General features: G+C 64.7%; 26 protein-coding genes. 7 read left to right on the top strand and 19 right to left on the bottom strand.

The genetic code is table 11. The features are described 5' to 3' along the window. Window positions 1-44: 44 nt before the first annotated feature. The 8 genes from mftG to mftA all read right to left on the bottom strand — a co-directional run bounded on the left by mftG (window position 45) and on the right by mftA (window position 7199). Window positions 45-1433, bottom strand: a complete 1389-nt coding sequence (gene mftG / locus JGU72_RS25385) for a mycofactocin dehydrogenase MftG (RefSeq protein ID WP_199686877.1) — start codon at window positions 1431-1433, stop codon at window positions 45-47. Then, window positions 1430-2827, bottom strand: coding sequence for a mycofactocin biosynthesis glycosyltransferase MftF (gene mftF, locus JGU72_RS25380; protein WP_199686876.1), 1398 nt, complete (start codon window positions 2825-2827; stop codon window positions 1430-1432). Before mftF ends, mftG begins: the two co-directional genes overlap by 4 nt. A gap of 89 nt (window positions 2828-2916) precedes the next feature. After that, window positions 2917-3600: a mycofactocin biosynthesis peptidyl-dipeptidase MftE gene (gene mftE / locus JGU72_RS25375; RefSeq protein WP_199686875.1), complete on the bottom strand. Its 684-nt coding sequence runs from the start codon at window positions 3598-3600 to the stop codon at window positions 2917-2919. Continuing rightward, window positions 3600-4412, bottom strand: a complete 813-nt coding sequence (locus JGU72_RS25370; RefSeq protein ID WP_199686874.1) for a mycofactocin-coupled SDR family oxidoreductase — start codon at window positions 4410-4412, stop codon at window positions 3600-3602. Before JGU72_RS25370 ends, mftE begins: the two co-directional genes overlap by 1 nt. A gap of 10 nt (window positions 4413-4422) precedes the next feature. After that, window positions 4423-5604, bottom strand: a complete 1182-nt coding sequence (mftD, locus tag JGU72_RS25365) for a pre-mycofactocin synthase MftD (protein WP_199686873.1) — start codon at window positions 5602-5604, stop codon at window positions 4423-4425. A 2-nt stretch (window positions 5605-5606) separates the two neighbouring features. Then, window positions 5607-6812: a mycofactocin radical SAM maturase gene (gene mftC / locus JGU72_RS25360; protein WP_199686872.1), complete on the bottom strand. Its 1206-nt coding sequence runs from the start codon at window positions 6810-6812 to the stop codon at window positions 5607-5609. Continuing rightward, window positions 6809-7090: a mycofactocin biosynthesis chaperone MftB gene (gene mftB / locus JGU72_RS25355; protein ID WP_199686871.1), complete on the bottom strand. Its 282-nt coding sequence runs from the start codon at window positions 7088-7090 to the stop codon at window positions 6809-6811. The genes mftC and mftB overlap by 4 nt, the downstream gene beginning before the upstream one ends. A 16-nt stretch (window positions 7091-7106) precedes the next feature. Next, on the bottom strand, window positions 7107-7199 hold the full coding sequence (gene mftA / locus JGU72_RS25350) for a mycofactocin precursor MftA (protein WP_199686870.1): 93 nt from the start codon (window positions 7197-7199) through the stop codon (window positions 7107-7109). Between the two features lie 176 nt (window positions 7200-7375). Between mftA and mftM the strand changes: the two genes are divergently transcribed. Continuing rightward, entirely contained in the window at window positions 7376-8182 is an 807-nt protein-coding gene (gene mftM, locus JGU72_RS25345; protein WP_199686869.1) for a mycofactocin oligosaccharide methyltransferase MftM, read from the top strand. Between the two features lie 9 nt (window positions 8183-8191). Here mftM and JGU72_RS25340 read toward each other — a convergent pair whose 3' ends face one another. From JGU72_RS25340 to mdo, 6 genes are all read right to left on the bottom strand, one after another. Beyond that, the gene (locus tag JGU72_RS25340; protein ID WP_199686868.1) at window positions 8192-8845 is read right to left on the bottom strand and encodes a MadR family response regulator transcription factor; all 654 of its coding nucleotides are present in this window, start codon (window positions 8843-8845) and stop codon (window positions 8192-8194) included. Beyond that, complete coding sequence (locus JGU72_RS25335) at window positions 8842-10176, bottom strand: MadS family sensor histidine kinase (protein ID WP_307828602.1); 1335 nt, start codon at window positions 10174-10176, stop codon at window positions 8842-8844. The genes JGU72_RS25340 and JGU72_RS25335 overlap by 4 nt, the downstream gene beginning before the upstream one ends. Continuing rightward, a complete protein-coding gene (locus JGU72_RS25330) occupies window positions 10173-11369 on the bottom strand; it encodes an iron-containing alcohol dehydrogenase (protein WP_307828603.1) in 1197 nt (398 codons plus the stop codon). Before JGU72_RS25330 ends, JGU72_RS25335 begins: the two co-directional genes overlap by 4 nt. A 93-nt stretch (window positions 11370-11462) precedes the next feature. Next, window positions 11463-12989, bottom strand: coding sequence for a MadC family VWA domain-containing protein (gene madC / locus JGU72_RS25325; RefSeq protein ID WP_307828601.1), 1527 nt, complete (start codon window positions 12987-12989; stop codon window positions 11463-11465). Continuing rightward, window positions 12970-14016, bottom strand: coding sequence for a MadB family AAA-type ATPase (locus tag JGU72_RS25320; RefSeq protein ID WP_307828600.1), 1047 nt, complete (start codon window positions 14014-14016; stop codon window positions 12970-12972). The genes madC and JGU72_RS25320 overlap by 20 nt, the downstream gene beginning before the upstream one ends. 32 nt (window positions 14017-14048) lie before the next feature. After that, window positions 14049-15320 carry an NDMA-dependent methanol dehydrogenase gene (gene mdo / locus JGU72_RS25315; protein ID WP_199686864.1) on the bottom strand — a complete coding sequence of 424 codons (1272 nt, stop codon included), beginning with the start codon at window positions 15318-15320 and terminating at the stop codon, window positions 14049-14051. 165 nt (window positions 15321-15485) lie between these two features. Here mdo and mftR point away from each other — a divergent pair, with 165 nt between their 5' ends. Genes mftR through JGU72_RS25300 form a run of 3 tightly spaced genes read left to right on the top strand, consistent with a single transcriptional unit; the run spans window position 15486 to window position 17925 of the window. Beyond that, the gene (gene mftR, locus JGU72_RS25310; RefSeq protein ID WP_199686863.1) at window positions 15486-16115 is read left to right on the top strand and encodes a mycofactocin system transcriptional regulator; all 630 of its coding nucleotides are present in this window, start codon (window positions 15486-15488) and stop codon (window positions 16113-16115) included. Between the two features lie 53 nt (window positions 16116-16168). Next, a complete protein-coding gene (gene mftR2, locus JGU72_RS25305) occupies window positions 16169-16810 on the top strand; it encodes a mycofactocin system transcriptional regulator MftR2 (RefSeq protein ID WP_199686862.1) in 642 nt (213 codons plus the stop codon). A 59-nt stretch (window positions 16811-16869) separates the two neighbouring features. Next, the gene (locus tag JGU72_RS25300; protein ID WP_199686861.1) at window positions 16870-17925 is read left to right on the top strand and encodes a ferredoxin--NADP reductase; all 1056 of its coding nucleotides are present in this window, start codon (window positions 16870-16872) and stop codon (window positions 17923-17925) included. Here the strand turns inward: JGU72_RS25300 and JGU72_RS25295 are convergent. From JGU72_RS25295 to JGU72_RS25280, 4 genes are read right to left on the bottom strand one after another with little or no spacing between them, the layout of a single operon-like run. Beyond that, window positions 17922-18641 (bottom strand): DNA alkylation repair protein, encoded by a 720-nt coding sequence (locus JGU72_RS25295; protein WP_199686860.1) that lies wholly within the window; start codon window positions 18639-18641, stop codon window positions 17922-17924. The genes JGU72_RS25300 and JGU72_RS25295 overlap by 4 nt on opposite strands. Then, on the bottom strand, window positions 18628-19404 hold the full coding sequence (locus JGU72_RS25290; RefSeq protein ID WP_199686859.1) for a glutamate racemase: 777 nt from the start codon (window positions 19402-19404) through the stop codon (window positions 18628-18630). The genes JGU72_RS25295 and JGU72_RS25290 overlap by 14 nt, the downstream gene beginning before the upstream one ends. Beyond that, complete coding sequence (locus JGU72_RS25285; protein ID WP_199686858.1) at window positions 19401-20603, bottom strand: NAD(P)/FAD-dependent oxidoreductase; 1203 nt, start codon at window positions 20601-20603, stop codon at window positions 19401-19403. Before JGU72_RS25285 ends, JGU72_RS25290 begins: the two co-directional genes overlap by 4 nt. A gap of 4 nt (window positions 20604-20607) precedes the next feature. Beyond that, complete coding sequence (locus tag JGU72_RS25280; protein ID WP_199686857.1) at window positions 20608-21318, bottom strand: SDR family NAD(P)-dependent oxidoreductase; 711 nt, start codon at window positions 21316-21318, stop codon at window positions 20608-20610. A 144-nt stretch (window positions 21319-21462) separates the two neighbouring features. Between JGU72_RS25280 and JGU72_RS25275 the strand changes: the two genes are divergently transcribed. The 3 genes from JGU72_RS25275 (at window position 21463) to JGU72_RS25265 (ending at window position 23607) form a co-directional block, all read left to right on the top strand. Then, a complete protein-coding gene (locus tag JGU72_RS25275; protein WP_199686856.1) occupies window positions 21463-21825 on the top strand; it encodes an SPW repeat domain-containing protein in 363 nt (120 codons plus the stop codon). 5 nt (window positions 21826-21830) lie between these two features. Continuing rightward, window positions 21831-22463, top strand: coding sequence for a TetR/AcrR family transcriptional regulator (locus tag JGU72_RS25270; RefSeq protein WP_199686855.1), 633 nt, complete (start codon window positions 21831-21833; stop codon window positions 22461-22463). A gap of 493 nt (window positions 22464-22956) precedes the next feature. Continuing rightward, window positions 22957-23607, top strand: a complete 651-nt coding sequence (locus JGU72_RS25265; protein ID WP_233532967.1) for an endonuclease domain-containing protein — start codon at window positions 22957-22959, stop codon at window positions 23605-23607. A 136-nt stretch (window positions 23608-23743) separates the two neighbouring features. On the opposite strand, the gene tuf is transcribed toward JGU72_RS25265, so the two are convergent. After that, on the bottom strand, window positions 23744-24934 hold the full coding sequence (tuf, locus tag JGU72_RS25260; protein ID WP_199686853.1) for an elongation factor Tu: 1191 nt from the start codon (window positions 24932-24934) through the stop codon (window positions 23744-23746). Window positions 24935-25048 lie beyond the last annotated feature (114 nt).

The raw sequence follows: 25048 nt of genomic DNA, 5'->3' as shown, positions 1-25048 counted from the left end.
CCAAAATAGTGGCGCGGACCACACCCAACTACCCCCGAATGGGGCTACCCCAGAAATTCCACCGCCCGCTCCGCGAGCATCACGACCGTCGCATGAATGCCGCGACTGATGGGCGACGGGATGATCGATGCGTCGACGATCGAGAGGCCATCGAGGCCGTGTACGCGGCATCTGTCGTCCACAACCGATTCGCCCTCGCTCGCCGGACCCATGCGACACGTGCCCGCGGTGTGCTGTGACGTACCGAGATGGTCGACGAGCCACTCGTCGGTCGAGTCGATGTCGACGGCGAGTAGCGCACCCGCAACGTCGACGGCCTTCCGCATCGTGTTGCGGTCCCGCGCTGTCGCCAAGTAGTTGTACGACACGACCGGAGGTATCTGCGGATCGGCACTGCGCAAGCGGACAGTGCCCCTCGCCTCGGGGCGCATATGAGTGACGCCCACACCGAAAGGTGCTGTGTACGGCCTGATTTCGATGTCATCGACGTTCAGCACGACCTGGAGGATCGGGACTTTCACGGCCTCCTGTGCGGCGTCCACGTACGGAAGGTTCACCTCCGGGTGGTCCCAGAATCGCGCGCCGACTCCGGTCAGTTCGTGTACGACCGGGATGCCGAGCGAACGCGATGCGAGCGGATCGCCGACGCCGGACCGCAGCAGGAGCGCCGGAGTTTCGATGGCTCCGGCGCTGAGAACGATTCGGTCGGCGCCGATGGTCGCGAGCGTACCGTCGCGTTCGACCTCGACGCCGATCGCGGCGCCGTGTGCAAAGAGGAGCCGGTGGGCCGTCGTGCGGTCGAGAATTCGGAGATTGGTGCGACGCTCCCCGAGATACGCGAGCGCCGTGTTGACCCGGCCTCGATCATCGACGTTGAGTGGCACCGGTCCGACACCGTCGGAGACAGGGTTGTTCTTGTCGGCAACGTCGGCGAAACCCGACCGGACGGCGGCATCGGCGAACTCCGCGCTGATCCGCGTGAGTTGCTCGGTGGTCTGGCGACGGACCGGCATCGGCCCCACGCCACCGTGGTACTCGTCGGCGAAATCATGGTCGGATTCCAGCGCGCGAAAGTACGGCAGAACGGCGTCGTAGGTCCACAGATCGCTTCCCCACCTTGCGAAGTCGGCGGGCAGTCCACGCATGAAATACGCGCCGTTCACTGCACCGGATCCACCCAGAACACGGCCCCGCGCAATGACTCCCGCGCGTTGCCCGGTCAGCGCGACCGAGTAGTGATGTGCCCATTCCGAGCCGGCCCCGATCGGCAGGGTGTGCGGGTCCAGCAGTGCCGGTGGCCACGTCGCAGGCGCAGGGCCTGCTTCGATGAGCAAAACGGTTCTGGCCGGATCTGCACTCAACCGCGCTGCCAGGACGCACCCGGCACTGCCGCCACCGACGACAACGACGTCAGCTGTCAGTAGTTCGGTCAACCGCCGAAGGTCGGCTTGAGTGCCTCGACACTGCGCGACTTGATCGCGCCCTTCCACAATCCGGTGCCGTAGGCAATATCGTCGATTCGCTTGAATGCGATGTAGCGCACGGGATCCAGGCCACCAGCCTCGCGATGGGTCCACCAGTCGGCGAAGCCCTCGGCGACCGCCATGGCCATCGCTATCTGTCGTATTCGGCTCGAGAAGATCACCGCCAGCAGCGTGACCGGCCAGTAGTGGCGGCACATTGCCGAGGCCAATTGCCACAGTCCGGCAGCGAACCCGCGGGCCACGAAGATCGCGGCCACCCTCGTCGGTTGATCGAGTTCCGAGAACACTTTTCGCAGCCGGAACAACGCGACGGCCATGGTTGCGATCGCCCCGACGAAGCCGAGCCGACTCAGAGTCGCGAGCAGAACCACCGCAGCGACGGTCCACCGCGAGATGTAGAGGGGCGCGACCTTGCCTTCGTGCCGCGCGGCGAGCGGAGCCGCGCCGGTTCCGTAGAACTGCTTGCGATTGAACCACTGTCCGAAAGACACGCGGTGATCGTGCGCAACATGGGCGGCAGGCTCGTAACGCAGACGCCAGCCGGCCTGTTCCAGGCGCCAGCACAGGTCGACGTCCTCGGCAACGTGCATCGTCTCGTCGAAGCCGCCCTCGTCGAGCAGGACGGACCGCCGCACGAGCATCGCCGCGCTCGGCACGTAGGAGACCGCGGTGCGCGGTCGAACGGCTGCTTCGCGCCGACCGAGGTCCAACGACGACCGCGTGTGCTCGTAGCGCGCGAGATCGTTCGACTCGGGGTCGAGCGCAACTATGCGCGGCGCGACCAGCGCGACGGCCGGGTCGCTGAAGTGCCCGAGCATGACCTCGAGCCACCCGCTGCGAGGTACGACGTCGGAGTCCAGAAACGCCACGAACTCCGTTGCCGCAGCCCTCATACCGGTGTTGCGCGCGGCGGCGGGTCCACGGGGGACCTCGTGCCGGATGACCGTGACACTGCAGCGCGATGCGCCGACGGGCGGTACGCGGACGGGAACGTCGGAGCCGTCGTCGACCACGATCACCTTGTGTCCGCGGAGAGCCGAGAGCAGTCGGTCGAGACCGCCGACATTGTTGCGGAGCGGCACGATGACGGTGACCGCGTCCGTGGACGGCAGCAGCATCGGGCGCGGATTTCCGACGCCCGAATCGAGGAGGCGGCGCGCGACAACGGCAGTCTTCGGATCGGTGACCTCGAGGAACCCGTCACCGATCATCGCGGCGGCACTGGGAGCAAGTGTCACCACCCGCGGCGGCGAACCCCCGATCAGGACGCGACCACCGCGGTAAGCCCGCACACTGGGATCGATGCGCACCCCGAATCCATCGGGCAGTCGGCCTTGGCGCATCAGGCGATGGTATTCAAATTTGTGGGTGCCGTGTAACACTGCGCAAAAAAAGGACCCTCGGTATATAACAAAACGGTCAAGCCTCCGCTTTAAACGAGCATCCCAGCCCGATTCGGTCGCCAAAGGCCGATCGCGGCCTCGAATCGAGCAATTAGACCCTCGAACATCTGCTCACCCTCGGCAGCGCTCGCGCCCGCGGGATCGCCGAGAATTCCGTTCGCGGACAGTGCCCGAACGCCCTCCGAACGCAGCCGCGGGAGGAGCTCGCCGATCGGATCGGTGTTACCGCGGGTCACCCTTTCCATGCGCACCGCAGCGGGCGCGATGTGGAGCATCAAGGACGTCTCGGTCCGGCCGGCGTGCGCGTCCGCGCCGGGGACAGCACATGGAAGCCAGGCGACGTCGCGGCCTTCGTATCGCAGGCGGGTCACCGCCGTGGACACTGCTTCGGCGTTGCCGCCGTGACCGTTCACGAACAGAAGTCGAGCGGCCCACCGGCACGCCGATCTGCCGTACTCGAGCAGCAGTAGCTCCAGTGCTTCTCTGCCGATCGACACGGTTCCAGGAAACTGCTCGTGTTCGCCGCTCGCGCCGTAAGCGATCGCAGGCGCGGCGAGCACTCCGGCGAGCGACTCGGTGACGGCGCGAGCGATCACCGTATCCGTGTCGAGCGGCAAGTGCGGGCCGTGTTGTTCGATCGAACCGACCGGGACGGCAACCGTCACCGACCCCGGCTCGATCGCCGTCCACGTCTGTTGCGCCAGGTGCGCCACTAAACCTTGCTCGCTCCCATGTCGAGTGCCAACTGGGTTCCGGTGACGGTTCGCGATGCGTCGCTTGCGAGCCACAGCACCGCGTCCGAGACGTCGTCGGTTTCGGCGAGTGGGTGATCGGTGAGAATCGATGCGAACGAGGCGAAGTATCGCGGATGCTTCTTCAGCATCTTCAGCGAGTTCGGATCTGTTCCCATCGGCGTATCGACACCGTAGGGGTGAATGGAGTTCACTCGAATCCTGAACTCGCCCAGTTCTATCGCGGCGCTGTTGGTGAGGCCCACTATGCCGTGCTTCGCGGCCGAGTAGTGGATCTGCCCCGGCAGCGCCTTGAGTCCGGCGACCGAGCTGACGTTGATGATCGAGCCACCGTTGCCCGCTTCGATCATCGCAGGGACCGCTGCCTTCAGCGTCTTCCAGACACCGGTCAGGTTGATGTCGATGAGCGTGTCCCACTGCTCGTCCGGCATCTCCCAGAATCGCGACCAATTACAGATTCCGGCATTGGCGATGACGATGTCCAACCTGCCGAACCGGGCCACACCCTCGTCGACGACCGCGCGCAACGCCACACTGTCGCGGACGTCCGCTTCGGCGACGAGGATGCTCCGCCCCTCGGCCTCGACGAGCTTCTTGGTGAGCTCCAGATCTTCAGCATTCGCGGGTGGATATCCGCTGTCGGACGAGACCGGTCCGCAGATATCCACCGCGATGATGTCGGCACCTTCGCGGGCAAGGCGCACCGCATGATTGCGTCCCTGCCCGCGTGCGGCGCCGGTGATGAAGGCGACTCTGCCCTCGATCTGGCCCATCTTTTCTCCTTCAGCTTTCGGTGCCGAGTGCCCTTGCGAACCCGGGTTGGATCACCAGGTCGGCGGGTGTCAACTCGTGGATGGACGATCGACCGAGACCGAGTAGCGCGGAATCGATTCCGCCACGCAGGATGTCGAGAACGTTCTCGACTCCGGCCTGGCCGTTGGCCGAGAGGCCCCACAGGTACGCACGGCCGATCATCACCGCACGCGCACCGAGTGCGACGGCCTTCACGACGTCGCTGCCGCGGCGAATACCGCCGTCCAGGACGACCTCGATCTGGTCACCCACGGCCGCCGCGACGGCGGGCAGCGCTCGGATCGGCGCCGGTGTGCCGTCAAGGTTGTTGCCGCCGTGATTGGATACCGAGATCGCCGAAACACCCGCATCCACAGCACGTTTGGCATCGTCGACACGGCAGACACCCTTGAGCATGAACGGACCGCCCCACTGCTCCCGCAGCCATGCGACGTCTTCCCACGAAGGCAGTGGCGTCTGCATCCATTCGCCGTACGCCCCGAAGAAGGTCGGTGGCGTATTTCCCGGCAGGACGAAGTTGGGCGCAGTCAGATCCGGGATGCGTCGCGTCTTGGCGAATTCCCGCAGCCACCGCGGCCGCGCGAGCGCCTCGGGGCCGAACTTGATCATCGTCTTGAGATCCATCTTCTCGGGGATCTCGGGCGAACCCCAATCGCGTCCCTGCGAGAAGGACCAGTCGAGGGTGACGATGAGACCGACCGCACCCGCCGCGCGGGCACGCTCCATCCGCGCGAGAATGCCGTCTCGGTCACCGGCCCAATACATTTGGAAGAAGGTCTGCGGATTGGCTGCGATCACGTCTTCGATCGACTTGCTCGCGAACGAGCTCAACCCGATCGCGGTGCCGCGGGCGGCGGCAGCGCGCGCAACGGCGACCTCGCCGTCGGGGTGGACAGCCTGCACACCGGTCGGCGAGATGATGACCGGCAGCGAGATCGGCTGTCCCAGTACGGTTGTCGACATGTCCCGCTTGTCGGACAGACCGCACACGTGCGGCGCGAAGCCGAGTTCGGCGAATGCGCCCGTGTTGTCGTCGAGCGTCGTACCGCGTTCGGATCCTGCGAGCAACGCCGCGTAGACCGATTTGGGAAGTCGCTTCTTGGCGCGCCGCTGCGCCTCCGCGACCGTTTCGAACCAGGGATTGGTAGCCACTTTTATTCCTTAGTCATTCCCGTGAGCGGGTTTTCGTCACAGATCTTTGCCGGTGGTCGCATCATCAGGGTCAGTGGAACCGATTTGCGCGCGACCTTGCGCTCGCCGGTCCGGGAGTGGTCCACGCTCGATTTGGGGATCTCGCCGGCCGCGTTCAGCGCCGACTCCCCGTTACCGAGCACGCATTCAGGGTCGGGCCCATCCATCGGCAGACCGGTGAAGAACTTGGCCGCCATGCAGCCGCCCCGGCAGGAGTCGAAATGGTTGCATTTCGTGCACGCGCCGCCGGTCTGCGGGGACCGCAGTTCGGTGAAGAGGTCCGAGTGCTGCCATACGTGCGCAAAGCCGCCGTCCGACAGCACATTCCCGGCCAGGAACTGTTCGTGGATCGCGAACGGGCACGCGTACACGTCACCGACGGGATCTATCAGGCAGACGACCCGGCCGGCTCCGCAGAGGTTCAAACCGGGCAGCGCGTTGCCGTAGGCGGACAGGTGAAAGAACGAGTCGCCGGTCAACACCCGGTCGCCGTTGCCCACCAGCCAGTCGTAGAGTTCGCGCTGCTGCGCGGCGGTGGGGTGCAGTTCGTCCCACACGTCGGCGCCGCGACCGGACGGGCGTAGCCGCGTAATACGCAGTGTCGCACCGTACTTGTCGGCGAGCGCCTTGAAGTCGTCGAGCTGTGACACATTGTGCCGCGTCACGACCACGGAGATCTTCGCGTCCCTGAAGCCGGCCTCGGCGAGGTTCTCCAGCGCGCGGATCGCCATCGCGAACGAGCCGGGTCCGCGGACAGCGTCGTTGACCTCCGCGGTAGCACCGTCGAGCGAAATCTGGACGTCGACGTAATCGGAGTCTGCCAACCTGGCTGCAGCCGACTTATCGAGCCGGACGCCGTTGGTGGAGAACTTCACACCGACCTGATGGGCCGTCGCGTAGTCGACGAGCTCCCAGAAATCCGAGCGCACCGTAGGTTCGCCGCCGCCGATGTTGACGTAGAAGACCTGCATCTTCTGCAGTTCGTCGATGACGGCCTTGCACTGCTCGGTGGACAGTTCGCGAGGGTCGCGGCGGCCAGACGACGAGAGACAGTGCACACACGAGAGGTTGCAGGCGTAGGTCAACTCCCACGTCAGGCAGATCGGCGCGTCGAGCCCGAGTTCGAACTGATCGACCAGCCGCGCCGGCCGAACGAGTGTGGATGTCACAATGCCTCCTCGGCGTGAACGATCATGTGTGAATCAGCCAGCGTGCCAAGCGCATCCGCGTAGGTCGGTAACGCGGCGTCCGGCACTCCGGCTGAGCGGATGGCCGAGCGCGCATCGGCATGATTGGGCAATGCCTGCACGATCTCGACGATCGTCGTGTTCTTGAGGAACGACAATTTGCGCGTTCCGAAGTGATACAACAGCGCACCGAAGGGTTCGGGGCGCAGCGCGACCTTCGGGTGCAACCGCCAGGCCGTGTCGAGATCGAGTGCAGACATCATCGGCTCCAGAAGCTCAGTAGACGCCGCACATGCCGTCGATCGAGACCTCTTCGACGAGGGTCTCGGTGACGAGTTCTTCTTCGGTTACCTCTAGGGGCTCGGACATCGGATGCTCCTTCCGGGGGTCGGTGTGATGCGCTTCACTTAATATTGGCATCGAGTGCAGAATGGCACATCGGCAGCGTCCGCGCTAGGGGTGGGTCGTAAAACTGTCCGAACGGGCAGGTCACGCCCCTGCCACCGCCGGGTCCGGTTTCGGGACTTCGCGCATACCGTCGAAACATGCTCGATCCGATCGCGCCGAGCCCACCAGGACGGTGGCACGGCGACCACGTAGAGGTAGTTCGACTCGGCGGCGTCCGGTCACGGACGATCACCGCAACGCGCGGACGGCGGCGCCTGACCGTGCGGCACGCGCTGCGGCCCGGCGACCTGTCGGACGGCCTGGCGATTCGAGTCGCCGACGAGCTCGCGTTGGAACAGAGGTCGGACTTCGAGGCGGTCATGGTCGGGTTGATCAGGTCCACCGTCGACGATCCAGTGTGCGCGTGGGCCGAGTTCTACCGGAATTCGCTGCAGGACTTACTTTCCGGAGCTGCTGCCTTCAGCCCGGTACACGAGCGGGCCGAACAGCTCGTCGCCGGCGCGAGCGTTGTCGATCTCGGATCGTGCTTCGGATTCTTTGCGATTCGTTTGGCCCGTACGGGGCTGACCGTGACGGCGACCGATATCTGCGCGTCGACGATGCGGTTGCTCGCGCGGGTCGCTCCGGAATTGGATTGCAGTCTAGACACTTTGGCGTGCGATGCAGCGTCGGTACCGCTGCCGGACAACCACGCCGACACGGTCACCGCGATCCATTTGCTCGAGCACGTAGATACCGCGACTGGCGCGTTGATTCTTGCCGAGGCGGTGCGTGTCGCGCGCCGACGCGTTGTCGTGGCGGTGCCGTTCGAGACCACGCCGACCGCCTGCCATGGCCACGTCCGGACGTTCGATGTCGAAGCCTTGCGCGCGATGGGCGACACCGTCGGGTGCCGCTTCGCGGTCACCGAATACCACGGCGGATGGTTGGTGCTCGACCTTTGACGCGGTCGCTCAGATCAGCCCCAGCTTGCTCGCCGCATAGACCGCCTCCGCGCGGCGGGCGACGTCGAGCTTGCGCATGATGTTGCTGACATGAAACTTGACCGTCGTCGGCGAGATGAACAACTTCTCACCGATTCCGCTGTTGGACAGACCCTTTGCAAGGAAGCCCAGGACTTCGACTTCGCGATCGGTCAGTTGCTCGGGCCGTGAACCGGCGCCGTTGATGGACCTGACCACAGCCGACGCGGTCCGGGAATCGAACGCGCTCTCACCGCGCGACACCGCCCGAATCGCGCGAACCAGCTCGGTCGTGTCGACGTCCTTGACCACATAGCCGCGCGCGCCCGAATGGACGGCCTCCACGACCAGGCGTTCATCGAGGAAAGTCGTCAGCACCAGCAGGCCCATCTGGGGATGCGATTTCGCCAGCGCCTTGCACAACGCAAGTCCCTCGTAGTCCGATCCCGCCGACAGCTTGAGATCGATGACGACGACGTCCGGCGCCAAGCGCGCTGCGACGGTCTGAGCTTCCTCGCGACTGCTCGCCTCGCCGACGACTCGGAGGTCGGTTTCTCGATCCAGGACCGACCGCAGACCTTCTCGCAGAATCGCGTGGTCGTCGACGAGGAGGATGCGCACTGTCGACTGTCGGGTCTGGGTCATGAGATTTCTTTCGTCGGGATGGTAGCGGCCACTCGCACACCGCCTAGACGGGACTTGCGGACCGAAAAGTCGCCGCCGAGTTCGCGGCAACGGGTGGCCATGTTGACCAAACCGCGGTGATGACCATCGACATCGGCGCTTTCGGCAGCGCGGAGCATCGACCGCAATCGAGCCGGCTCGCCGTCGCCATCGTCGGCAACCGACAGCGTCACCGAATCGCCGCCGTACACCAGCCGCAACTCCGCGCACGTCGCATGCGCGTGGACCGCCGTGTTGAACAGTGCCTCACCCGCAATCCGCAACAGCGCGTGCTCGATGTCCGGCGCAAGTTCCGCCGGCGGCCCTTCGATGTGCAAATCGACCTTCAGCTCGTCCGGCATGTGCACGATGCTCAGCTGATCGAGCATGCCGGGCAACGTTTCCCGCGCCGAATCCTCCGCGTTGTTGAGCGCGTAGATCGCCGACCGCAACTGCTCGACGGCACGACGCGTCATTTCCTTTGCGAGATCCAGTCTTTCGGTTCGTTCCGCGTCCGGAATATCGCGGCGGCACACCTCTATCTGCATACCTGCCGACAACACCGCCTGCGTGACGCTGTCGTGCAACTCCCGCGCAATGCGGTGTCGCTCGTCGTCGAGCACCTGCTGGCGGTAGGCCGCACCGAGTTGCTTCTGGGTCGATTGCAGTTCGGCGTTGCGGACCGCGAGGTCGGCAGCGGTACGGCGCAGCTGCGTGTACGCCGTCGTGCTTCGTTGGTATAGCGCCGAATTCTGCAGCGCCACAGCAGTTTGACTGGCGAGAATGCTCAGCACCGACCCATCCGTCGCATCGAGCAACCGGTCCTCGGGCGACCAGCACGCGATCGCGCCGACCACACCGCCGTCGAGCACGAGCGGTACGAACGCGTAGTGCGGGCGCAGGATCGGTCGCTCCGACCGCGCACCGGAGAGCCTGATGTCGTCGAGGCACTCGAGCACCATGTCCGGCAGCGGCGGGCCTTCGAGTTCGTCGACGAGGAACGGCGTCCCGTCGGGTCCCAGGACGAGGCGTCGCATACCGGCATCGGGCAGCGCACCGTCGGTCAAAGCGAACGCCACCCACCGCGCGCTCAAATGCGCCCGTGCTGCTTCCGCCACCGCGCACACCAGCGTCTCGGGACCTTCCACCGTTCGCACCAATGCGCGCGAAATCAGTTCCAGCGCATGGACAACACGCTCCAACCGTTCGGCAGCGCCGCGATATTGCGGGTAGAAGGTGCTCTTGCTCGATCGCAGCCCGGTCAGGACAGACAAATCCGGCAGACTCGGTTCGGACGACCGTTCGTGGCTCACAGCGCGGTCCGGAACAACTCGATCATCTCGGCGTGAGTCGCAGATCGCGGATTCGTCGCCATACACGCGTCACGCAATGCGAATTGTGCGAGCTTGCTCAGATCCGCTTCGCGCACACCGATTTCCGACAGGGTGCGCGGAACTCCGACCGCACGAGCCAGAGTCTCGACTCGATCCGCAACGGCAAGTGCAGCCTCCGCCGCACTGCCACGATGTTCGTCGAGACCGATGCTCGCCGCGATCGCGACGTACGGCCGCGGATCCGCGTCGGCGTTGAACCGAATCACGTGCGGCAGCAGGATGCCGTTGATCACGCCGTGCGGGAGGTCGAGCAGGCCGCCGACCTGGTGGCTCATTGCATGGGCCGCACCGAGAATCGCGTTCGTGAAAGCCAGGCCCGCTTCCAACGCGGCCTGCGCCATGATGCTGCGGAAAGTCATGTTCACCGGATCGTCGATTGTCGACGCCAGCGTCTGTGTCACCATGCCGACCGCCCGCAGGGCATGTGGGTCGGTGAGCGGATTGTGTGCAAGCGACACGTACGCCTCGATGCCGTGTGTCAGCGCGTCGAGTCCGGTCGCGGCGTTCAACCAGTCCGGCATCGTGGTCAGCAAACGTGGATCGATCACGGTGACGTCCGGGACGAGAGACCTGCCGAGAATGGTGATCTTGGTGCCACGGGCGGTGTCGGTGACGATGCAGAACTGCGACACATCCGCGCCGGTACCCGACGTAGACGGAACCATCACGAGCGGCGGAATCGGTTTGGTCGCTCGGTCGACACCCTCGTAGTCCAGGATGTTGCCGCCGTTGGCAGCAAGAACCGCGACGCCCTTCGCCGCATCGATGACCGACCCGCCACCCAGCGCAATGAGCACATCGCACCCGTGATCGCGGTAGACCTCGTGGCCCGCCGCGATTTCGTGTTCCTTCGGATTCGGGGTCAGGCCGCTCCAGACCGTCGCATCCAGACCGCGATCACGGAGGTAGCCGAGCAACTCCGCGACCCAACCTGCGTCGATCAGCCCGCTGTCGGTCACCAACAGCGGTCGCGCGGCACCGAGTCGCAGTGCCGCATGCGCCGCCTCTTGCATCGACCCGATGCCGAAGACGATTTCGGGAGCATGGAACTTGACCGTCCGCGGGACATCGCGGCCGTTGTACGGGTGATCTATCAGCGCGGGCGCTGGAATCGGCACCTTCTTACCGTACGTCGCAGGTCCGCTGTGGCGCACCCACCGAAGGACAGGCCCGCAACCTGCCCGATCGGGTAGGTACCCGTGTGCTTACCGCAGCGCGTTCCCCAGGTCGCGCGCGCGGGCGACCAGTTCGGCGGGATCGCGGGCGACCACGACGCCGTCGCACAGCGGCGCATACTCGGGCATCGCGCACGATGCCTGCGGCCAGTAGCGGGGCGGTTCGGGCGTCACCCACGCGAGCCGGTGCACGCGGCGGCGCAGCGAAGCGAGCTGGTCCGCGTGTGCGTCCAATCCGTTGCTCCGACCGTCGCCGACGATCAGAACGGAGGTCCGGTTGTTGACGTCGTTGCTTCCAGCTGCCAACTCCGAGAACACTTTTCCGTAGTCGCTCGAAGCCTGCAGGTCGAGTTCGGGACAGGCGAGCACCGCCGCAAGGGCGTCGTCGCCGGAACTGCGCAGCAAGATGTCGGTGACATCGACGGGCCGGTCCACGAACGCAAGCACCCGGCAGCGACCGACCCGTCGATGCAGGGTTTGCGCCAGCCGCAGCGTGAACGCCGTGACCGGACGCACCGAGAGCGACACGTCCGCAAGGATCAGCAGCCGGACCCGCTCGGGGCGAGGTGTGCGGATCAACAACCGAAACGGCACGCCGTCGGTGTGCATGCTTGCGCGCGCCGTCGCCCGCATATCGAGCCGCCCGCGCCGGTGCGCCCGAACGGTCGGCCGGGGCGCGCCGCGCATTCGTCGAAGTACCTCGTGACAGGCCCGCTCGACATCGGTCCGGGTGCCCGAGGTCTGCGACGCCGGCTCGGTCGGCTCTGTCGTCGGCCGCGCGATACCGGCTTGGGCAAGCGCTTCGACGAAGGCTTCGACCGCCTCCACCAGCCGGTGCAACTGCGCTTCGGACAACAGTTCGTCGTCAGATGCGTCGCTGTAGGTTCGCCGCGGGTCATAGGCGTCGAGCCAGGCGAGGATGCCCGCCGGATCGTCCCAGCGCAGCGATCCGGCGACCGCGCCGGCAGTCGCGTTCGCGAGCTCGCCGACCTCCGACGCCCCTGCCCTGTCTACTTCGACGGTGTAGCTCACACCACGCCGGCCGGTGTCGGAATCGGTGTCGACCGACAGGCTGCCGTCACTGGTGCTGAGACTGATGTCGTCGTCGTCCTTATGCGGGTTGAAGCCCTTCTCGGCGTCCGGTGTGTCGAAGTAATCGCCGACCTCCGCGGCTCGCTCGTTGTATTCGGCGTATCGCGCAACACTCGAATCACCATCGAGATCCAGCGCTTCCGGCAAGCCTTCGGCGAAGAGTGCTCGTATCGTAGCCGTTTCGCTGCGCTTCCCCACAACCCTTGCGGCACCGAAGAACTCGTCGAAACCCCGATCGAACGCCACCTGTTCGTGCGCGTACTTGGCGCAGGTTGCGCGCAGCCCGGCGCGCAGGGCATCGCGGTCTACAGCACCGATCAGCGCCACCGCCCGCCGAACCTCGATGGTCTCTGCCGGCGACAACGCCAGACCGTTCCTGCGCAGCGTGCCCGCGAACGCGACGGCGACGACGTCGAGCACACTGCGTTCGATCGAACCGCTGCTACTACTTCCGAGAGATGCCACCACGATCCCTGCCGCCATGACCGCGGAAGGCCGCCGTCGTCGTGTTGGCCGGACGCGCGGCAACCGTCGCACGTGGTTGTCGCTCAGCCTCGGGTTGCACCGTGGCGTCCGCCAGCGCGAGGTCCAGGTCGCTCGTGTATTTCAACAACGTAGTGAGCAGAATCCGGCGCGTCTGGTCGGCGCCGCAGCCGGTTCGCTGCAGGACAGCGGCCGCCCGCGCCGCGTCGATCACCTCGGAGATCGACGGCGCCTTCCGTAGCGGAAGTTCGCGCAACGACGACGCCAAAGCCACCACACCGCCGACGAGACCGTCCTCGACCTCCGGAGCGCGAGCGGCGACAATCTCCCGCTCACGCGTCGGGCTTGGATACCCTAGATGAAAATGCAAGCACCGCCGTTTCAACGCGGCGGACAGTTCCCGGGTGTCGTTGGAGGTCAACACAACCCATGGTGTGGTGCGGGCCGTGAACGTTCCGACCTCCGGAACGGTGACCTGCCGCTCGGCCAGCACCTCGAGCAGCAGCGCCTCCATCGACTCCTCGGTGCGATCGACCTCGTCGACCAGCAACACGACCGGTTCGGCAGACAGCACCGAGTCGAGGAGTGGTCGCACCGCGAGAAAGGCTTCGGAGTACAGCCCGAAGTCCTGCGCGGCGAGATGCGTTGCTGCCTGCGCCGTCGTCGCGAAATCTGCCAGCTCACCGCTGATCCGGTCGCGCAGCATCTGCACGTGCAGCAGCTGTTTGGCGTAGTCCCACTCGTAGAGCGCGCGGCTGTCGTCGAGACCTTCGTAGCACTGCAGTCGCACGAGCCGTCTGTTCGACGCTTTCGCCAAAGCCTTTGCCAGTTCGGTCTTCCCCACGCCGGCGGGTCCTTCGAGCAAGAGCGGGCGATCCAGTGCCGTGGCGAGATGAACTACCGTCGCGAGGTCGTCGTCGGCAATGTAGTCGTACTCCCGCAGTGCTGCCGCGACGTCCTTTCCGTCGGTGAAAACACCTGCGCTGTTGCTGGTTTCAGCTTCTACCACTGCCACACTGTGCACTGGGTCGCCCTTCTCTCTCAGTAGGATTCGTTGATCGCGTGGTGCACCACGGGAATCATCGACTCGACGGTCACCTCGCGCGGATTACCCGGCGTGCACCAGTCGTCCTGGATGTGTTCGGATATCGAGCGAACCGTCTTCTCGTCGCCCTTGATCACATCGCCGCGACCCTCGTACTTCTTGGTGTTCATCTGGTTCTTGGCGTACGAGTCGGTGCGCACCTGGCCGAAGTTGTCCGGAATGCCAACGTCTTTCGCAAGTCGGATCGCAGCTTCCACCGCCGCGTCGGCCGCTTGTACTGTCGTCATGTTTCGCGTGTCGACCCCCATCGCCGTGGCGATTTCGGCGTAGCGCTCGTAGCGCGACGGCAGGTTGTATTCCCAGACGCGCGGCAACGCAATTGCGTTGTTGAGACCGTGATGGCTGTCGAAGAACGCGCTGACGGCGTGCGAGATCGAGTGGACGATGCCGAGCCCACCGGAGTTGAAGGCCTGTCCCGCAATGTATTGCGCGTTCATCATGCCTTCGCGGGCCTTCAGGTTCCGCGGCTCGTACACAGCTTCACGCAGGTTCTCGGCGACAAGTTTGATCGAGTAGATCGCGTTGCCGAGCGACGGGGCGAAGTCCAGCCGGGACACGTACGGCTCACTGCCGTGCGCGAGCACGTCGAAGCCGCAGAATGCCGTGAAGTGTTGCGGGCAGCTGTAATACAGCAGCGGGTCGTCGATAGCGACGGTGACGATCGTGGCCTCGTCGAAGCCCACCCATTTGTGCGGGTGGTCCATATCGGAGGTGTCGGTGATGACGTAGGCCCACGACGTCTCCGAACCTGTTCCCGCGGTGGTAGATACAGCGATGTGGGGTGGGTTCTCCTTGTTCGTGGACTTCGCGAATCCCTCGAACTCGTTGATGTTGCGGCCGTCGTGCGCGATGACGACACGCGCGCCCTTCGCGGCGTCGTGGCTCGAGCCTCCGCCGATCGAAATGACGCTGTCGCACTTCTCTTTCTGATAGAGCGCGGCCGCCTCCATCACGTTGTAGTCCTTGGGGTTCGACTCGACCTTGTCGTAGAGCACGACCTCGACGCCCTGGTACTCGATCTTGCCGATCAGTTCCTCGATGATGCCGGAACCGCGGAGACCGGTCGTCATGAGCAGAGAACGCTTGAAGCCCAAGTTCTTTGCTTCGACGCCGATGATGTCGTGTGCGCCCACGCCGAGCAGAGCGCGTGGGAAGGGATGGAACTCCTTGATCGGAAAGTCCCAGATCTGGTTCAGTTCTATTGCCACTGTGTTCTCCTCGTTCGAGCGGTGTGGTGTAACTCACTCTCGGTTGCGGTGAACCGACTGGGAAGACGTTCGAGGCACAACCGTCCGGACGCGGCGCACGAACTGTCCGATCGGGTAGGGCGGTCCACCACCGTTCGGTGAGTACGCTGCTGAGAAGGAGGAACGGTGATGACTCACACGGAGCCCGCGATCCGCGTCGGGCGTCGCCCAGCGACGACCAAGGACCAGATCAGCGCGGTCGGAATCGAACTGTTCGCGGCCAACGGCTTCGACGACACGAGCATCGACGACATTGCGGCGGCAGCCGGTATCGCGCGCCGCACCTTCTTTCGCTACTTCCCCTCGAAGAACGCCGTGCCCTGGGGCGACTTCGACGTTCACCTCGCGGAGATGCGCACACAGTTGGCCGAGCTACCGTCCTCGATTCCGCTCGCCGAAGGACTCACCACGGCGCTGCTCGAGTTCAACACCTTCCCGGCGGACCAGGCGGCCACCCACCGCAAGCGGATGGAGCTGATTCTCACGGTTCCCGCGCTCCAGGGCTATTCGATGGTGATGTACGGCGGATGGCGGACGGTTGTCGCCGAGTACGTCGCCCGGCGAACCGGCAGCAAGCCGACCGATCACGGTCCGCGCACTGCCGGCTGGCTGCTCCTCGGAGTGGCGGTGGCCGCCTACGAGCAGTGGCTCTCCGACGATGGACTGTCCCTACCCGACCTCCTGACGCAAGGCGCGGCGGCGTTGCAGGACGGCTTGAACGGACTGGTGGCATCCGCCCCGCACACGGGCACCTAGACTGCACAGAGATTCGACGTACTTTTTCGAGACCCGCGGAGCGCATTACCGACATGAACCAACCCAGCGCAGACCGAGCCCCGCGTGCGCCGGGCGGTGCCAACGGTTCGTTGTCCGAGGCCGAGATCGTCGAGGCAGCACTGCGCGTGGTCCGGGTCGACGGCGTCGACAAGCTGTCGATGCGACGCCTGTCGCGCGAACTCGGCGTCTCGCCGATGGCGCCCTACTACTACGTCGCAGACAAGAGCGAGCTGCTCGACCTCGTGGTCTCTGCAGCGCTCTCCGGCATCCGCGTCCCCGACCCCGACGAGGGCACGTGGCAGGAACGATTGCGGACGCTGATCGACCAGATCGATCACAAGCTCCGGAAACATCCCGGCCTCGGCGAGGTCCTGATGGAACGAATGCTGCGCAAGCAGCTCGATCTTATCGACGCGATCATGGAGATCCTGTTCGACGCGGGTTTCTCCGCACGCAACGTGCTCGCCGCTTACGCGACGATGCACACCTATCTCTTCGGCCGCAGCAGAGTGACCAACACGTCGCGGGAACTCCCCCAGGACCTCCCGAAATCTCTGGAACGCGCGACAAAGCACATGGCCGACCTCAGCGGCAAGTACTTCTACCAGTTCACGGTCGAGACGATGATCGCCGGTTTGGAGACGCAACTTGTCCGGCAGCAGTCGTCCACGTAGCATCGAAACTAGAACACGTTCTACTTTGCTGAACCTGCGTCGAGAGGATCCGTTCCCCCATGACCACCGTTGACGTTCCGCACGGCTCGCGTTCGGTCGTGCTGACAGTGTCCGGCGTCATCGAGGAAACACACGACTCGCGGTCGGTCGTCTTCGCCGTTCCTGACGAGCTCAAAGAGAAGTTCGCCTACAAACCCGGTCAGTTCCTCACGCTGCGCATTCCCAGCGACCGCACCGGATCGGTCGCGCGCTGCTACTCGCTGGCCAGCTCTCCGTTCACCGACGATCAGCCGAAGGTGACCGTCAAGCGGACCGCCGACGGCTATGGGTCGAACTGGGTCTGCGACAACATCACGATCGGCGACACCGTCGAAGTGCTGCCGCCATCCGGCCACTTCACGCCGAAAACGCTCGACGACGACTTCGCTCTGTTCGCGGCCGGCAGCGGCATCACCCCCGTGATCTCGATCCTCAAGTCCGCACTGTCTCAGGGCAGCGGGAAGGTCGTTCTCTTCTACGCGAACCGCGACGAGAAGAGCGTCATCTTCGCCGACGAACTCAGGACTCTCGTCACGCAGCATCCGACCCGGCTCGTCGTCGTCCACTGGCTCGAGACTCTGCAGGGCTTGCCGACTGCCGAACAACTCGCCACAGCCGCTGCGCCGTACGTCGAATACCAGGCCTTCATGTGCGGTCCGGCGGCGTTCATGGACGTCGTCCATCACGCGCTCGACGGCCTGGGCGTGCCACGCAACCACGTCCACGCGGAGGTCTTCAATTCTCTCGCGGGCGACCCCTTCATCGACTCCGCACCGGTCGAACTGACCGAGGCAGACCAAGCCGACGCCGCCACGGTCGAAGTCGAACTCGACGGCGAAAAGCACCTCCTGCGGTGGCCGCGCAAACAGACCCTCGTCGACATCATGCTGGCGAAGGGCATCGACGTGCCCTACTCATGCCAGGAAGGCGAGTGCGGGTCGTGCGCGTGCACCGTCCTCGAAGGCAAGGTCGAGATGGACAACTGCGAAATTCTCGACCCCGAAGACATCGAGAGCGGCTACATCCTCGGCTGCCAGGCGCACCCGATCACCGACACCGTCAAAATCGAGTACTAGCGCGCGCGTAGCGCTTTCCGGGTTTCCGGGTCGAAATGTTCCGTCGCATAGCTCAATGCGGTCCGTCCCATCGCACTCGCGTGCGTGTCGAGGAACGTTTCGAGCAAGCCGCGGTCGATCTTCTTGCCGACTTCCCGCAGCATCCAGCCGAGCGCCTTCTGGATCAGGTCCGCACGGTCGGAGAGCAGTCGTTCCGCGACGTCGAAGGTCACCGTCGCGTCGCCACGTTTGATGAACGCGAAGGTCGACAACAGCGCAACGCGCCGCTCCCATAGGCTCTCCCCCGCCGCCAGCTCGAACAACAGATCCTGCGACTTATCGAAAAGCCAAGGGCCGATGATGTTTTCGGCCGAAGAGTCGACGAGGTCCCAGTTGTTGACCCGACCGCGTCGTAGCGCCGCGAGATACAGATCGACGATTTTTTTCTGTGCATCGACGTCCGACTTCTTGGCCGCCTTTGCGTACTGCACGTTGAGAATGAGCAGAGCGGCCAACCGATGCTCGTGTACTTCGCTGTCGAGCAGGACGTCGACCTGATCGAGCGGCAGATCGTTGTACAGCTTCACGACCTTGCGAGTCGCCGGTACCCGGACCCCGAGAAACACGTCACCCTCGCCGTACTGGCCGGGGCCCGTCTTGAAGAAGCGCTGCAGAAAGACCGCGTCGGCGGGGTCGGCAACCGCGGCGAGGTCGGCAGCGACGTCAGCGGCCGTCATGCGGATGCGCTCCGAGCAACTGCCGGCCGCTCTCGAACGCGGCCGCACTTTCCGGCAACTCACCTGGGCGACCACTCAGCACCACCCGCACCGAGCCGGTGCCCGCGACTGGGCGACCGAGCGCGTCGATGCGGCGCAACGTCTGCGCGGCGACCGCTTCGGCGCTGTCGAAAAGTTTGACGCCGGCTGGCAGGGCGGCCACGATCTCGTCGACCATCAACGGGTAGTGCGTACAGCCGAGGACGACGCCCTCGACGCGGTCCGGCGTCAACTCCGCGGCAGCGGCAATGGCAGCGCGCGCGGCCGCGACGTCGCCGCGATCGATCGAGTCTGCGAGGCCATGGCACGCGACACCCACAACTTCCGCGCCGTTTCCGAACTGCGCGATCAAGTCGGCCTGGTACGCGCTCGCGGTTGTCGCCGCCGTCGCCCAGATCGCGACCGACGAACACACTGCCGCCGCAGGTTTGATCGCGGGTACGGTTCCGATTACCGGGATGTCATCGCCAAGCCGGGCGCGCACGGCGGCCACGGCCGTCACCGTCGCCGTATTACACGGCAGCACAATCACTTCCGCACCACGGCTCACCGCGTCGTCGGCAGTCGCCAGGACCCGTTCGGTCACCCATTCCTCGGTCTTCGGACCCCACGGCCGACCGTCCGGATCGAGCAACAACAGCAAATCGAGCTCCGGCCGCAGCTTGCGCAGCCAGGCGGCCGTGGGCAGCAGCCCGAAACCGGAGTCGATCAACGCAACGATCACGAGCCGAGCAGCTCCCCGATCGGCGACTCGACGGTCAGCTTTGCCCGCGTCTTCATCACCTTCGCGGGCAACCCGCCGCCGACTACGCCGGTCAGGACGCCGTCGCGCGAGTAGTACGCGAGAAACTTTCTGCCGTCATCCTCGACGAGGTGGACCGTGTCCGATGCGAGCGGCGTGCCGAGCGCCTGGATCTTGATGTCGTACTGGTCGCTCCAGAAGTACGGCACAGCGGCCGGACCGCTGCTTTCGACTCCCGTGAACGCCTTGGCGAGCAGCTTGGCCTGGTCACCTGCGTTCGACCAGTGCTCGACACGTTTCTGCGAGCCCGTGCTGTGGAGCCACGACGCGACGTCGCCGACCGCCCAGACACCCTCGACGTTGGTCCGGCCGACCTCGTCAGCAAGCACGCCGCCGCCCTGGGACGGTTCGGCAAGTTCGATGCCCGAATCCTTCAGCCACTCCGTGACCGGAACCGAGCCGACGCCGAGCACAACGACGTCGACCTTGATCTCGGTGTCGTCGCTCAGCACAGCGGTGGTCACGCGGCCGGAATCGTCTCCGACCAGCGTCTTCAGGCCCGTGCCACAGCGCAGGTCGACGCCTTCGTCGCGATGCATCCGCGCGACGAGCCGGCCGACCTGCTCGCCGAGCACAGAGGCCAGCGGGGTGGGCTGTGGTTCCACGAGGAGGACGTCGACGCCGGTCGTCCGGAAGCTCGCGGCGAGTTCGCAGCCGATGAAGCCTGCACCGACGATCAGCGCACGTTTGCCGGGCTCGAGTTCCGCACGCAAGGTCAACGAATCGTTCAGCGAACGCAGCACATGTACACCGGTGAGCTCAGGAAGTCCCGGCAGCCGTCGCGGTGTGAGACCGGTCGCGATGATGAGCTGGTCGAAGCTCACCTCGGACCCGTCGACCAGCTTCACCGTCTTGTCAGCGGTATCGACGCCCGCTGCTGCCGCACCGAGCTGCAACTCGATCTTCTTGTCCGCGAAGAACTCCGCAGGCTTGAGCGTCGTATCGTCACGCTCGCCGCGGACCACGTCCTTCGACAGCGGCGGCCGATCGTACGGGAGGTGGTTCTCCTCGCCGAGCAGCACGATTTCCCCGTCGAAGCCGGCGCGACGTAGTTCCTCAGCGGTCTTCAGACCCGACAGACCCGCGCCGACGATCACGACACGTTGTTCACCATTACTCACGCAGTCATGCTCCCACACCCGGAACCGGCACCTGGGCACCGGTAATCGTCGCTGAAGCGTCGCTGAAGAGGAACGAAATCACTTCCGCGATTGCCTGTGGCGTGACCCACCCCTTGCGATTCGCATTCGGCTGGCTCGACCGATTGCCAGGCGTGTCGATCACCGATGGCAGGATCGCGTTGACGCGCACACCGTCAGCCTTGTACTCGACGGCCAACGCCGTCACCAACGCCCAGACCGCAGCCTTGGACGTGATGTAACCGGCGGCGCCCGAGAACGGCTCGAATGCGGCTTTCGTGGAGACCGCGACGACCGATCCACCACCGGCCTCGATGAGGTAGGGCAGAGCCGCATGCGTCGTCAGATAGGTCGAACGCAGGTTCAGCCGGAGTAACCTTTCGAACTCGTCGATCGGCGTCTGATGAACCTTGCCGCCCATCGCGAACCCGCCGACGAGGTTGGCGACGGCTTGCAGCGGCGCGTCCTCGCGACCGCCCGCGAGCTGGGCGACTTCCGCGACGCTCGTCTCGTCGAACATGTCGGCCTTGATCAGCTCGAGGCCCGCATGTTCGGGCAACCGTTCGAGCTCCTTTTCGACGATCCACGGCACAACGACCCGCCAGCCTTCGTCGAGCAGCTTCGTCACAACCGCGCTGCCGAGCCCGCCCGTTCCGCCGGTCACCAATGCTGTTTTACCCGTTATCGATTCCGTCATCGCTCGACTCCTTCTCTCGATGGTCGACCTTAGGCGCAGAGCGGCGCGCCGACAGCGAAAAGGCGGTGCGAAATCGTTATTGATCGACCGGTCAATCAGAGCTATACCGAAGGTAGGACAAAATCCGTCTCGAGGAGGCTCGACATGTTCGAAGAAAGTCGTCTACAGGACTACCTGGCCGTCGTATTCGGCGCGTTCGCTGCGCTGTCACCGATCTGGGTCGACGTCAACAGCAACGGCAGGTGGTCGTTGATCGTGCTCGGCGTACTGATCGCCGCGGCGGGACTCGCGCAGATCTACGTCACGGAACTGTCGCTGTCCGACTACGCGATGGGACTCTTCGGCGTGCTGCTGTTCGTGTCACCGTGGGTCATGAGCTACGACGGGTTCAGGTCCGCAGCCTGGACCGCGTGGGTGGTCGGCGTACTGACTGTCGTTGTCGCGGTCGCCGCTCTCCCGGAGATCAATGCCAAGCTGCATCGTGGCGGTCTCGCGACGCATCACTAGTACGAATGTCGATCCGCGACTCGGGGGCCCGCCCCCGTCGACGGCGCAGCGCGAAAGTGGATGGCGACGCCCGCCAGCTGATTCTCGATGCTGCCGAAAAGCTGTTTGCCACAGGCGGATTCGATGCCACGTCGACGGGAGCGGTTGCCTCCGAAGCGCGGGTTCCCAAGGGGCTCGTCTTCTACTACTTCCCGACCAAGGAAGCGATCCTCACCGCGCTGATCGGCGAACGGTTGCCCGACGAGCCGATCGCCGATCTCGGATCGCTCGTTGCTCCCGGCGATCCCGCGAAGAGCTTGGTCAACCTCGACACCGCGTTGAATCTCCGCGGGCACACCTCCCCGGTGCTGCGGGTGATCCTGTGGCGCGAGGCCGAAACCCACCCCGACGTGCGTGCACAGATGCGTCGGCTGCGGCGACAGCTCCACGAACTCACCGTTCGCTTGCTCACCTCGAGCACCCCACATCCCGTCGAGGCGCGCACCCTGCACGCCTGCGCAACAGCGTGGGTCTCTGCCATGTTCGCCGCCGCAAGCGGTGATCGCCTGCGCGCAATGGACGGCATGGCGAGATTGCACAACGACGACCTCGGAGGCGTCGCCCAACTGCTTGCGGCGGGGCTGACCCAACTCGGGTGATCGCGTTCTTCGCAGACCGTCTTGCCACCTCGCAGACGCCGCAGCTAGCCGCAGCCTGTGTGAAGTGAATGCACGTTGTGGAAGAAGACCTGGACGGTTGTACCTGAACTTATGCACAGGGCACGAGTTGTCCACAGGTGAATATTTGGCCCTTCGCGGCGAGTGCCACAGCATGCATGATCGCAAAGTGGACCTACCGCAACCAATTTCACGTCGCGACGCTCTGGCTAGCGGACTGACCGACGTCGATCTCAGACGGATGTGCCGAAACGGAGAGCTGCGCCACCTCGCCCGTGGTCACTACGTACCGCTCACAGGGGTCGATCTGACCCGGACCGATCGTCATGTCCTGCTTGTTCAGGCTGTGTGCGCTACAACGTCGACTTCTGCGGTCGTCAGCAACGCGTCGTCGGCGATGGTGCACGGACTCCAGACCTGGGAAATATCGCTGAGCCGGGTACATCTGACACGCGACAGAACAAACGGGGGACGAATGGGCAAGAAGATAGTCGTGCACTCATCGCATCTGGAGCCGGACGAGATAACCGTCGTCGACGGCATCCGATTGACGACTCCACCACGAACCGTGATCGACCTCGCCCGCTCCGAGCCGTTCGAACAGGCAGTCGTAGCGGGAGATTCTGCGCTGCACCAGGGGCTGACGACGACAGCCGAACTGCGCGAACATCTGCAGCGTGCCCGCCGTCGGCCGGGCCGCCGCGCGGCGGCAAAGGTCGTGGAATTCCTGGACGGCAGAAGCGAAAGCGTCGGCGAATCGCGCACTCGGGTTGCCCTGTTCCGAGGCGGTCTTCCGACACCTGAACTGCAGGCCAACGTCTTCGGCCCAGACGGCGAGTGGGTTGCACGCGTCGACTTCTTGATCGAGGAACTCGGCGTGATCGTCGAGTTCGACGGCATGGTGAAGTACCAGGCGGAGCTGCGCGGTAAGCGCACACCGGAAGCGGTCGTCATCGCCGAGAAGGTTCGGGAAGACAGGCTTCGCGCGCTCGGTTGGATCGTCGTCCGCATCACGTGGGACGACCTGGAGGACGCCGCCCGGCTCGTTGCCCGAATCCGGTCGGCAGCCGGCATCGCGCGCTGCAGCAGGCGCATCGGGACCTGGACCCCGACTCCTCGCGTGTGACTTCGCACAACTTTCCGGCACTTCACACAAGATGTGGCCACCTGCAAGACCTGCGAAGTACCAGCAAGATGTGCGAAGACGCCAACGGCGCCGGCCCCCGAAGGAAACCGGCGCCGTTGGCGCGTTGCAGCAGGTGTTACTTGATGATCTTCGTGACGCGACCGGCGCCGACGGTGCGGCCACCTTCACGGATCGCGAAACGGAGGCCCTCGTCCATGGCGACCGGCTGGATCAGCTTGACGGTCATCTCGGTGTTGTCACCGGGCATAACCATCTCGGTGCCCTCGGGCAGGGTCACAACGCCCGTCACGTCAGTCGTACGGAAGTAGAACTGCGGGCGGTAGTTGTTGAAGAACGGCGTGTGGCGGCCGCCCTCTTCCTTGTTCAGGATGTACGCCTGGCCCTCGAACTCGGTGTGCGGGGTGGTGGTGCCGATCTTGACGACAACCTGGCCACGCTCGACATCTTCGCGCTTGATACCACGGACCAGCAGACCGACGTTGTCGCCCGCCTGTCCCTGGTCGAGAAGCTTGCGGAACATCTCGATACCGGTGACGGTCGTCTTCGTGGACTTTTCCTTGATGCCGACGATCTCAACTTCCTGGTTCACGTTGACGATGCCGCGCTCGATACGACCGGTGACGACGGTGCCACGACCGGTGATCGTGAAAACGTCCTCGACGGGCATGAGGAACGGCTTCTCGGTCTCACGGACCGGGTCCGGGATGGAGTCGTCGACAGCCTGCATCAGCTCTTCGATCGACTTGGCCCACTCCGGGTCACCCTCGAGTGCCTTCAGTGCCGACACCTTGATGACGGGGGCGTCCTCGTCGAACTCCTGTGCAGCGAGGAGTTCACGAACCTCCATCTCGACGAGTTCGATGATCTCGTCGTCGTCGACCATGTCGGCCTTGTTCAGCGCGACCAAGATGTAAGGCACACCGACCTGGCGTGCGAGCAGCACGTGCTCACGCGTCTGCGGCATCGGGCCGTCGGTTGCGGCAACCACCAGGATTGCGCCGTCCATCTGGGCGGCACCGGTGATCATGTTCTTGATGTAGTCCGCGTGGCCGGGGGCGTCGACGTGCGCGTAGTGACGCTTCTCGGTCTGGTACTCGACGTGCGAGATGTTGATCGTGATACCACGAGCCTTCTCTTCCGGAGCCTTGTCGATCTGATCGAACGCGAAGGCTGCGTTGAGGGTCGGGTACTTGTCGTGCAGGACCTTGGTGATAGCCGCGGTCAGAGTCGTTTTGCCGTGGTCAACGTGACCGATGGTCCCGATGTTGACGTGCGGCTTCGTCCGCTCGAACTTCGCCTTCGCCACTGTGGTGTCCTCCTGGACTTATTGGTTGCTTGCAGTTTGCAGCAGTACGGATATTTCTTGGTCGTGCTAGCGCCGGAACTATTCCGCTGCGCCGTTGAGGCGAGCTCGCTTCGC

The sequence above is a fragment of the Antrihabitans auranticaus genome (assembly GCF_016481275.1).
GTDB lineage: Bacteria > Actinomycetota > Actinomycetes > Mycobacteriales > Mycobacteriaceae > Antrihabitans.
This window is presented reverse-complemented; position numbering and strand designations above follow the sequence as displayed.

Bases quoted from the DNA above. Each gene is read 5' to 3' on its own strand.
- mftM (WP_199686869.1), top strand. From the start codon at position 7,376: ATGCTCGATCCGATCGCGCCGAGCCCACCAGGACGGTGGCACGGCGAC.
- JGU72_RS25275 (WP_199686856.1), top strand. From the start codon at position 21,463: ATGTTCGAAGAAAGTCGTCTACAGGACTACCTGGCCGTCGTATTCGGC.
- JGU72_RS25300 (WP_199686861.1), top strand. From the start codon at position 16,870: ATGACCACCGTTGACGTTCCGCACGGCTCGCGTTCGGTCGTGCTGACA.
- JGU72_RS25340 (WP_199686868.1), bottom strand. From the start codon at position 8,845: ATGACCCAGACCCGACAGTCGACAGTGCGCATCCTCCTCGTCGACGAC.
- mftF (WP_199686876.1), bottom strand. From the start codon at position 2,827: ATGCGCCAAGGCCGACTGCCCGATGGATTCGGGGTGCGCATCGATCCC.
- JGU72_RS25270 (WP_199686855.1), top strand. From the start codon at position 21,831: ATGTCGATCCGCGACTCGGGGGCCCGCCCCCGTCGACGGCGCAGCGCG.
- mftR2 (WP_199686862.1), top strand. From the start codon at position 16,169: ATGAACCAACCCAGCGCAGACCGAGCCCCGCGTGCGCCGGGCGGTGCC.
- JGU72_RS25370 (WP_199686874.1), bottom strand. From the start codon at position 4,412: ATGGGCCAGATCGAGGGCAGAGTCGCCTTCATCACCGGCGCCGCACGC.
- mftA (WP_199686870.1), bottom strand. From the start codon at position 7,199: ATGTCCGAGCCCCTAGAGGTAACCGAAGAAGAACTCGTCACCGAGACC.
- JGU72_RS25265 (WP_233532967.1), top strand. From the start codon at position 22,957: ATGGGCAAGAAGATAGTCGTGCACTCATCGCATCTGGAGCCGGACGAG.
- JGU72_RS25295 (WP_199686860.1), bottom strand. From the start codon at position 18,641: ATGACGGCCGCTGACGTCGCTGCCGACCTCGCCGCGGTTGCCGACCCC.
- mftB (WP_199686871.1), bottom strand. From the start codon at position 7,090: ATGTCTGCACTCGATCTCGACACGGCCTGGCGGTTGCACCCGAAGGTC.
- JGU72_RS25280 (WP_199686857.1), bottom strand. From the start codon at position 21,318: ATGACGGAATCGATAACGGGTAAAACAGCATTGGTGACCGGCGGAACG.